The 9460-nt window shown below is 63.5% G+C and carries 6 protein-coding genes; 3 read left to right on the forward strand and 3 right to left on the reverse strand.

What is annotated here, in order from left to right:
- Nucleotides 1-155 precede the first annotated feature (155 nt).
- Nucleotides 156-638 carry an outer membrane protein assembly factor BamE gene (locus BQ17_RS06945; protein WP_341534745.1) on the reverse strand — a complete coding sequence of 161 codons (483 nt, stop codon included), beginning with the start codon at nt 636-638 and terminating at the stop codon, nt 156-158.
- 383 nt (nt 639-1021) lie between these two features.
- Nucleotides 1022-3652, reverse strand: a complete 2631-nt coding sequence (locus BQ17_RS06950) for a penicillin-binding protein 1A (protein WP_256091505.1) — start codon at nt 3650-3652, stop codon at nt 1022-1024.
- Between the two features lie 323 nt (nt 3653-3975).
- Between BQ17_RS06950 and BQ17_RS06955 the strand changes: the two genes are divergently transcribed.
- From BQ17_RS06955 to BQ17_RS06965, 3 genes are read left to right on the forward strand one after another with little or no spacing between them, the layout of a single operon-like run.
- Nucleotides 3976-4980, forward strand: a complete 1005-nt coding sequence (locus tag BQ17_RS06955; protein WP_089725568.1) for a glycosyltransferase family 2 protein — start codon at nt 3976-3978, stop codon at nt 4978-4980.
- Nucleotides 4977-6560: an ArnT family glycosyltransferase gene (locus tag BQ17_RS06960; RefSeq protein WP_089725570.1), complete on the forward strand. Its 1584-nt coding sequence runs from the start codon at nt 4977-4979 to the stop codon at nt 6558-6560. The genes BQ17_RS06955 and BQ17_RS06960 overlap by 4 nt, the downstream gene beginning before the upstream one ends.
- Nucleotides 6553-7536: a phosphatase PAP2 family protein gene (locus tag BQ17_RS06965; RefSeq protein ID WP_256091506.1), complete on the forward strand. Its 984-nt coding sequence runs from the start codon at nt 6553-6555 to the stop codon at nt 7534-7536. The genes BQ17_RS06960 and BQ17_RS06965 overlap by 8 nt, the downstream gene beginning before the upstream one ends.
- Nucleotides 7537-7847: 311 nt before the next feature.
- Here BQ17_RS06965 and BQ17_RS06970 read toward each other — a convergent pair whose 3' ends face one another.
- Nucleotides 7848-9164, reverse strand: a complete 1317-nt coding sequence (locus tag BQ17_RS06970; protein ID WP_089725574.1) for a TRZ/ATZ family hydrolase — start codon at nt 9162-9164, stop codon at nt 7848-7850.
- Nucleotides 9165-9460 lie beyond the last annotated feature (296 nt).

The raw sequence follows: 9460 nt of genomic DNA on the forward strand, positions 1-9460 counted from the left end.
GGAAGCTGGCAAGACAAAAGTTCCTGAACGTAGGAACCCATTAGAAAACTGAGGGTTACTAACGACAAGTCAAAAGTGGGCGCAAACAATCCAATTCGCGCGGATTCGCGTGATTCGTAGTTTTCCCTTCGGATAGCGCATCCTGCCTTTAGGCGCTACTCCGTCGACTCCGGGTCCAGCAGGAGCCTGGTGAATAGTCCGCGGTCGTCCTGCCAGTCGGGCACCGAGACCAGCAGGTCGGCGGGCTGGCGCTGGGCCGCACGGTTGGGGTCCGGCCGCAGATCGCCTTGTACCTCCACCAAGCGATCGGCCTCGAACAGCAGGGTAAGGCGCATCATCATCATCTTGTCGTGACCACGCCGTATGGTATAGGTGTAGTCCCAACGATCGGTGTGAAACAGGTCGGTCAGCATGGGGGTTCCGAGCAAGAACCTGGCCTGGCTTTTCGTCATGCCCAGCTCCAAACGGTCTATCATCTCTTCGGTAACGATGTTTCCCTGCTGTACCGTCATCTTGTGGACAAACGGCAGCTTCTCCAGAACCGAGGGCTTGGGTTGGGAATCTTTCTCACCGAAAGCGCATCCTGCAAGGACCAGGATTGCACCGATGACGAGATAAGCAAGAACCTTTTTCATCATGCTCGTTTTTCTCACACCAAGCCACAAAGCCACGAAGGATTCTTCTCCATTTCCGTTGCTCTTCTCCCAAATCCTTGTATCCCTCTGTGGTTTAGAGGCTGCCTAAAAATTAAGATACTGATTTTATTGCATAAAATCTGAAAATTCCACGCTCGTTCCCACGCTCCAGCGTGGGAACGGCAGCTTGTCCGCTCCCGCGGACGCAGCTCTTCTGTGCTGATAGGCATTGGCGGTTAGCCTACCGAGGCGCTTAATCGACGCTGGAGCGTGGGGAGCTAACCGAAAATCAATGCCAGTAGAAAATCAATAGGTTAGTTTTTAGACAGCCTCTTAGTGTCTACGGGTCTGAAAACGTAAAACGGCAGGAATTTTTCAAGGTGCGCTTAGAACAGATCGTCGATAACCCGGGGCGCACGTTGTTTTGCCTTGGCGGAAGACGCGCGTCGCCCTTTCTTGCCACGGGTTTTCTGGCCGGCTTTCCCGCTCGCTTTCCCACCACCGGTGTAGGCTACGGGCTTGGGTCCCTGCAGGGCATGCGCATACTCGGCCCGGACCCATTCCCCCACCCCACCTGAGCTGACACGTCGTCCGCTGGCCTTGGAGACGCGCACTTTGACCATCCCCCGGGGCGGCTTCAGAATCGCTTGGGGCTTGCCTTTGAGGGCCTTGCGCATGAAATCCACCCACATGCCGAGGCCCGCCTGACCGCCGGTCTCCCGCTTTCCCAACGGGCGGAACCTGTCGTAGCCCATCCAGGCCACGGTAACCACGTCCTTCTGAAAGCCGCAGAACCAGGAATCGCGCACTTCGTTGGTCGTCCCGGTCTTGCCGGCCAGGTCCTTACGTTTGAGCCGCAGGGCCTTGCGCCCGGTCCCACGCTTGATGACATCCTGCATCATGGATGTCATCTCGTACACCAGACCCGGGGCCAGTACCCGCTCGGCCAGGGGACTATTGGGGGGTCCGTCGGCCCGTCCCAGGGCCGCAGTCTTGGCGGACGACCCCCGGTAGCGGGCCCAGCAGTCCAAGCAGGCACGCGGCGGATCGGCCGCGAAGACCACCTCACCGTCGCCATTCTCGATCCGGCTGATGAAATAGGGTTTCACTTGGAAACCGCCGTTGGCGAACAGGGCGTAGGCCCCTGCCATCTGGAGTGGGGATACTTCGGCGGTACCCAAGGCCAGCGAGAGACCCCGGGGCAGCTCCTCAAGGGTAAACCCGAAACGTCGGATGTAATTTCTGGCTTCCTCCACCCCTACCCGCTTGAGGAGATGGACGGACGCCAGGTTTCGGGACTGGGTCAGCGCGACGCGCATGCGGATCCGTCCCAGGATCTTATGATCGGCGTTCCGCGGTCGCCACGCCCGCCGCCGACCGTACCTGACGACAATGGGCTCGTCCCGGACCAGGCTGGCCGGGGTATAGCCCTGGTTCAGAGCGGCCGCATAGACGAAGGGCTTGAAGCTGGAACCTGGCTGACGGCGGGCGTCGACCGCTCGGTTGAACTCGCTGTCATTGAAGTAGTATCCCCCCACCACGGCTTGAATCGCTCCGTCCAGCGGCGACAAGGCTACCAGGGCCCCGCTGACGCTGGGTGCCTGCGACAGTCCCCAGGTGCCCTGCCGGTTCCGCCTGAGCCGGATCAGGTCACCCACGGCCACCGCATCCGTCACCCTGCGCGGTGCCCGCCCCCGCCAATTCTCATTCCTGAACGGACGCGCCCACTTGACCTGCCCCAGCCTCAGGGTGATGCGTTTCCCGCCTCCGACGTAGACCTGGGCTGCTTTGGCACTGGCCCCAACCACGATGCCGGCGGTGAGGTCCGGCAAGCGAGTCACCGCCTCCAAGAGCAGGTCGAGCTGCTCGTCATCGGCGTCCGCGACCTCGTACTTGGCCTCGGCGCCGTGATAGCCGTGACGCCGATCATAGGCCCGTAGGGCCTTGCGCACCGCATCCTGGGCGGCACGCTGCAGCCGGGGTTCGATGGTCGTGGTTACCCGATAGCCTTGCTGGTAGGCAGCCTCCCCGAACCGCGTGACCAGGTGCCGGCGCACCATCTCGGCGGCATAGCCGGCCTCCAGATCCACCCCCTTGCGGTGCAGACGGGCCTGGTCAACGCGCTCGGCAGCGGCCTGAAACTCCGTGTGGGTAATATAATCGAGATCGCGCATCCGCCGCAGAATATAGTTGCGGCGTTCCCGGGCGCGCTGGGGATTGGAAATCGGGTTATTGACGGACGGGGCCTTCGGGAGGCCGGCCAACATGGCCATCTCGGCAAGGTTCAGCTCATCGAGTTGCTTACCATAGTAAAGGGCCGCCGCGGCCGAGACGCCGTAAGCCCGATGGCCGAAGAAGATCTTGTTGAGATAGAGCTCGAGAATCTCCTCCTTCGTGAACGAGCGCTCGATGCGTATCGACAACAAGAGTTCAGCGAACTTGCGCTGGAAGGTCTTCTCTCTGGACAGGAAGAAGTTACGCGCGACCTGCATGGTGATGGTACTGCCGCCCTGGGTGCGCTCGCCGGTTCGGGCGAAACTCATCGCCGCCCGTGCAATGCTCTTGAGATCGACGCCCTGGTGCTCGAAGAACCGGGCATCCTCGGTAGCCAGGAACGCCTTCACCATCAAGGGTGGTATGGCGTTGAAGGGCACCGGACGGCGCCGCTCGATACCATACTCCGCCATCAGACCACCATCGGCGGCGTACACCCGCAGGGGCTCCTGCAGGTGCATTTCCTTGAGCATCTCGGGGGTGGGAAGATCGGCCTGGGTAACGGCAACAAAAGCGGCGAGGACCAGGCCCCCCACCATCGTCAGATTCAGGACGCCGGCCACCACTGCAACGAGGGCACGCCACATCGCAACCAGGACGCCCCGCATCAGCCTGCCCAGGACGGTATAGGCCAGCGAACGGCGGGGATTGCGCGGGGCTGCTTGGCGCGCCGCCGTCTTCATAGGCAACTCGAATTCCGGAGCCTCAGATGACGGCAGCTCGACTCCTGAATCTTTCTCCACGCGGAACTCCACCCAGCTTTTTTACTCCGCTTCTTGAAGAAGCGCCGGGAAGACAATTCTCCAAGGTGATTGGATTCTACAACATCGCACCCTTGAGATATAAGGAGTTCGGGTGATCGAGATCGGGCGAACGCGTATAAACCTTTTGAAAACATGACCTTGGCGAGCCTGTCTGGCTGCTCCTACCGGCCGGCAAGCAGTTTCCGGTCCCGGCTTGGTCTTTCCCGCAGGCATACCCTGTAATATGCTCGGTTCCATACCGGCAAACATCCCCGACCCCTCAGGCCACGGTTCCATAGCCGACAGCGCTTCTTACAGATGACATGCAAAGCACACCCGCTGCTTCCATCAGCCTTTCCCTCGTCGTCCCCATGTACGAGGAGGCGGACAATGTTGCCCCCATTCTGTCGCGGGTCCACGCGGGCCTGCGGGAGTATCCCGGTCCCTGGGAGCTGATCTGTGTGGACGACGGGAGTCGGGACGGGACGGGCGAGCGCCTGCGGGAGCAGGCGGCAAACTATGGGAACCATGTGCGGATCATCGAGCTGCGACGCAACTTCGGGCAGACGGCGGCCATGCAGGCGGGGCTCGACGCAGCCCGGGGTGGGCTGATCGCGACCTTGGATGGGGACCTGCAGAACGACCCGGCGGACATCCCACGCATGGCGCGGGAGCTTATGGAACGGGATCTGGACCTGCTCCAAGGTTGGCGTCTCGAACGTCGGGACGGGTGGCTGCTGCGCAAGCTCCCCTCGCGCATCGCCAACTGGCTCATCGCCAAGGTCACGGGCGTCGCCCTGCACGATTACGGTTGCAGCCTGAAGCTCTACCGCGCAGAGGTCATCAAGCCGGTGCGCCTGTTCGGGGAGATGCATCGCTTCATCCCGGTGTGGGTAGCGGGCGTGACCGACCCCCGGCGGATCGGCGAGACCGTGGTGCATCATGAGGCGCGTCGTTTCGGGGTATCCAAGTACGGGATCTCGCGTACCTTCCGGGTGCTGCCGGACCTGCTGGCGGCCTCCTTTTTCCTGCGCTACGGGGCCCGCCCCGGACACTTTTTCGGCGCCATCGGCATGGGCCTCGGCTTGATCGGGACCCTGATCATGTCGTACCTCCTGGTCGTCAAGTTCGGCCTGGGGGAGGACATCGGCAATCGCCCCCTGTTATTCGTGGGTATTCTATTCCTGGTAGCCTCGATCCAATTCCTCACCACCGGTGTGTTGGCGGAGCTCCTGACGCGGACCTTTTTCGCGTCCAGGGATCGACCCGATTTCACCATCGCCCGGCAGAGCGATCCGGACCTGGCCGGCTGGAGGCGATCCGAATGAACCGGGACACACAGTCCCCCGCGGAGCTCCCTACCCCGACCTGGTTGCTGGTGCCGGTACTGCTGCTCGGCTTCTACTGGATGCTCGGGTCCGTGCCCCTCTATGACCTGGATGAAGGGGCCTTCACCGAGGCCACGCGCGAGATGCTGGCTAGCGGCAACTACATCACGCCCACTATGGATGGTGAGCCCCGCTTCGACAAGCCGGTGCTCATCTACTGGCTGCAGGCGGCGTCCGTGAAGCTGCTGGGCTTAAGTGAGCTCGCCCTGCGTCTCCCTTCGGCCCTGGCGGCGACCGGCTGGCTCCTGGCCCTGTGGCTCTTCGTGCGCCGGCGCCTGGACCCTTCGACGGCGACGGTAGCGGCCCTGGTCATGGCCCTGACCCTGGAGGTCTCCATCATCGCCAAGGCGGCCACCGCCGACGCGGTGCTGAACCTGTTCCTGGCCTTAAGCTTCTTCGACATCTACCGCTGGTATCTCAAGCCTGAGCGCGGCACCCTGCTGCGCGTCTACCTCTGGATCGGACTCGGCTTCCTGACCAAGGGGCCGGTGGCGATCCTGTTTCCGGTCCTGGTGAGCCTCCTGTTCTTCCTCAGCGAACGCTCCCTGAAGGAATGGCTGAAGGCGATCCGCTTCCCCTGGGGTTGGGCCTTGTTGCTGGCGGTCGTACTACCCTGGCACATCGCCATCTATCTGGACAGCGGTCCCGGCTTCTTCGAGAACTTCTTCCTGGGCCACAACCTGGGCCGCTTCGGCGCCGCCATGCACGGACACCAGGGCTTCTTCGGCTACTACCTGGTGATATTGCCGCTGATCATGCTGCCCTTCACCGGCTGGTTCCTGCGGTTGCTGCCGGCACTCAGACAGACCTGGGCCGACCCCCTGGACCGCTTCCTGTGGCTCTGGTTCGCCGCGGTCTTTGTCTTCTTCTCGTTCTCCGGGACCAAGCTCCCCCACTATATGCTCTATGGCGCAACCCCCCTGTTCGTCCTGATGGCCCGGCACCGCAAGCTGCTCGCGAACCGCTGGCTGGCATTCGTACCACCGGTGCTATTCTTCCTGCTGCTGCTGGTGCTGCCGGAGCTGGTGGAAGCGGCCGCCGGGTGGACCCAAGGGCCCCATCAGCTCGCCATGTTCGAGCTGGGCAGGACCCTGCTGGACACCCCCTATCGCATCGCGGTCGCCCTGGGCTTAGTCCTGGTCTCGGCGATCGCCCTGTGGCAGCGGTTGCCGCCCTGGCAGGGGCTGGTGCTCGTGGGCCTGGTCCAAATAGCCGTCGTCTCCGGGGTGCTGGTGCCCCGAGTAATGGAGGTCCTGCAGGGACCGGTGAAAGAGGCGGCCCTGCTGGCCCGAGCGCTGGATCTGCCCACCCTGGCCTACCGCACCAACATGCCCAGCTTCAGCCTCTACCGGCGGGCGATCACCCCCAATCGCCCCCCCAGCGCCGGGGACCTGGTATTCCTGCGGGTAGACAAGTTGAGCAAGCTCACCGCGCAGCATCCCGATTTGGAGCAGGAAGTGGTCTTTCGGCGCGGCGCGGTCGCCCTGCTCAAGGTAAGGGCGCGGCGGTCCGATGGCTGAGGGTCTGTTCGTCTTTCTCAAGCGCGACCTGCGTGAAGACTTGGCGGCGGGCCTGCGACCCGCTCCGGCAACCCCTCTCACCGGTGGAGGGTGTCGTAAAAGCCCCCCTTCTACCGGGAAGGTGTCGCAAAAGCCCCTCTCCCGCCGGGAGAGGGGTTGGGGAGAGGGGGTCGAAGGGCAAAGATCGATGCCTTTTACGACACCCTCCGGTGGCCTGTGGTTGACTCGGTGGGCGACCATCAGTCTGCTCGTCGGCCTGATCCTGTTCCTGGCCTGCGGCTATCACGGCGGCTTTTCCCGGCTCAATACCCTGGCGGCCGAGCTCCCCGCACCGCTTTGGCAATGGCTCACGGTGCTCGGCGACGAACGCGTCGCCTTTGCCCTGACCTTGTTCTTCACCCGCCGCTGCCCGCGCGTCTTTTGGACCCTCATCGGCGCCGCGCTCTTCGCCATCGCCTTTACCCATTCCCTCAAGCCCCTGTTTTCCGCCCTGCGACCGCCGGCGGTATTGGAGGCAGGGGTCTTCAACCTCATCGGCCCTGGTCTGCGCGAGAACAGTTTCCCCTCCGGGCACACAGTGACGGCGGCGACCTTCTTCGGCGTCTGGGTCTACACCGTCCGCGCCCGCTGGCTGCGGGCATTCCTGATCCTGCTGGCCGTTGCCGCCGGCCTCAGCCGGGTCGCAGTCGGCGTGCATTGGCCGGTGGATGTGGCGGTAGGACTGGCGGGTGGGGCAATGGCCGCCCGGCTGGGGGTATCCCTGGCGGCCCGGAGTGAAAGGCTCGGATCGGAGCCCATCGTCCACCTGGCGCTGGTGACCCTGGCCGCCGGGATGGCCGTTTCGCTGCTTCTATGGGATGGAGGCTACCCCGGGGCCGCAACTATGCAACAGCTACTTGCCGTCGCCGCCCTGGGTTTTGCGGTCTACGCCTATCTGATCGATCCGATACTGCGCTGGTCGGCGTTGAGAAACTAAAGCTACCGGGTTGTTTTCCCATGCTCAATTTTGATAAGGACTTGGTATCCGTCCGCGGAACGGCCAGGGTTGGATCGAGCCTGTAGGATGCGGTGAGGCCTACCGAACCATTGATGCGGTTCGCCGCCGGGCGCGTCCCGCGCCCGGCGGCTCACTACATCCTACGGGCTGTGGAGCAGTCCGGGTCGGATTGAGCGTGGGAATAAGGCATTTTTTATCCGCAGATTTTCGCAGATTAGTTCGTTTTTCATCTGCGGAAATCTGCGTAATCTGCGGATTAAATAAGTCAGATCCCACTACCAACTTTTGATTCACTGCGATGCGGCAATCCGTGCCCCCCATGCCCGCGCCTCGTCCAGGATGGCCGCCGGGTCCAGGGTCGTGGGCTCGCCGTCGCGGATCAGGTGCCGGCCAGCCACCCAGACCTGTTGGACTTGGTCGCGTCCGGCCGCGTAGACGACCTGGGAGACCGGATTGTAGACGGGTTGGGTATCCGGGTCCCGCAGGTCGAGGGCTACCATGTCTGCGGATTTGCCGGTCTCGAGGGAGCCGGTCTCGGCGTCGATGCCGAGGGCCCGGGCCCCGTTCAAGGTCGCCATCCGCAGGGCGGTATAGGCGGGCAACGCCGCCGGGGAATCGGCCACGCCCTTGCCCAACAGGGCCGCGGTCCGGAGCTCGCCCATCATATCCAGGTCGTTGTTGCTGGCCGCCCCGTCGGTCCCCAGGGCGACATTCACGCCTGCGGCAAGGAGCCGGGCCGCCGGACAGAAGCCGGCGGCAAGCTTCAGATTCGACTCCGGGCAGTGGACCACATGGGCGTTGGCGCGGGCGACGGCCGCGATCTCCGCGGCCTCGATCTGCGTCATGTGCACCGCCACCAGATTCGGTCCCAAGAGGCCCAGGCGCTCCAGCCGGGCCAGGGGCCGCTCGCCGTGGTCGCGCAGGGATTGGACGACCTCGTCGTGGGTCTCGTGCAAATGGATATGTACCGGCACGTCCAGCTCGTTGGACAGGGTACGGATGCGCTCGAAGGGGCCGTCGGACACCGAGTAGGGGGCATGGGGGGCGAAGGCGGTGCGGATCAGGGCATGGTCGCGGTAACGGTCGTGGAGCACCAGGCCCTTGCGTAGGTACTCCTCCGGCGTCTCGGCGAAGCGGGTGGGAAAGTCTACCAGGATCATGCCGGCGACGGCCCGCATACCGGCATCGGCCGCGGCCTTGGCGGTGACCTCGGCAAAAAAGTACATGTCGTTGAAGCAGATGGTGCCGCTCTTGAGCATCTCCAGGGCGGCGAGCCGGGTCCCGGCGCGGACGAACTCGGGCTCCGCCCACCGCTGCTCCGCCGGCCAGATATGCTGGTTGAGCCAGGTCATCAGCGGCAGGTCATCCGCCAATCCCCGCAGCAGGACCATGGGGGAGTGGGTGTGGGCGTTGATGAGCCCTGGGATCAACACATGGCCTGGGAGCTCGATCTGTTGTGCGGCCTGGATGTCGGTGCGGGCCTCCGCGGTCGGCAGCAGGGCCCGGATGCGGCCCCCGGTAACCGCCAGGCTGTGATCCGTGAGGATGCTTGCGGCGGCGTCGACGGGGACGATCCATTGGGGGTGGAGGAGAAGCTCTGCTTGCATGGGAGAGATTTCCCTGGAGAGTAGTCGGCTAATCGGGTCGCGATAGGCGCAAATCAGCGGTAAGGATACCTCCATGGAAACCGCAAGTCCCCTTATTGTCGGTCCGGCAATGCCATCGTTCGGCATCAGCGCTGTCCGGCATTGTTGGGTGCTGCCCGAGAAGGCGTCGTGTTGCGTTACGCCGCGTTCGAACCGTGCCTGTCCGGGCGCGGTCCTGGGTTATTTGGCGTTGGTTGTGGGAAAAGATCCCTCCTGCGTCGGGACAAACCTGACGTGTTGGGTTACGGCGCGTTCGG

The sequence above is a fragment of the Candidatus Thiosymbion oneisti genome (assembly GCF_900092655.1).
Taxonomy (GTDB): Bacteria; Pseudomonadota; Gammaproteobacteria; order Chromatiales; family Chromatiaceae; genus Thiosymbion; species Thiosymbion oneisti.

What these genes read in the sequence shown, in the direction of transcription:
- BQ17_RS06945 (WP_341534745.1), bottom strand. Translation starts at nt 638, where the DNA reads ATGATGAAAAAGGTTCTTGCTTATCTCGTCATCGGTGCAATCCTGGTC.
- BQ17_RS06955 (WP_089725568.1), top strand. Translation starts at nt 3,976, where the DNA reads ATGCAAAGCACACCCGCTGCTTCCATCAGCCTTTCCCTCGTCGTCCCC.
- BQ17_RS06960 (WP_089725570.1), top strand. Translation starts at nt 4,977, where the DNA reads ATGAACCGGGACACACAGTCCCCCGCGGAGCTCCCTACCCCGACCTGG.
- BQ17_RS06965 (WP_256091506.1), top strand. Translation starts at nt 6,553, where the DNA reads ATGGCTGAGGGTCTGTTCGTCTTTCTCAAGCGCGACCTGCGTGAAGAC.
- BQ17_RS06970 (WP_089725574.1), bottom strand. Translation starts at nt 9,164, where the DNA reads ATGCAAGCAGAGCTTCTCCTCCACCCCCAATGGATCGTCCCCGTCGAC.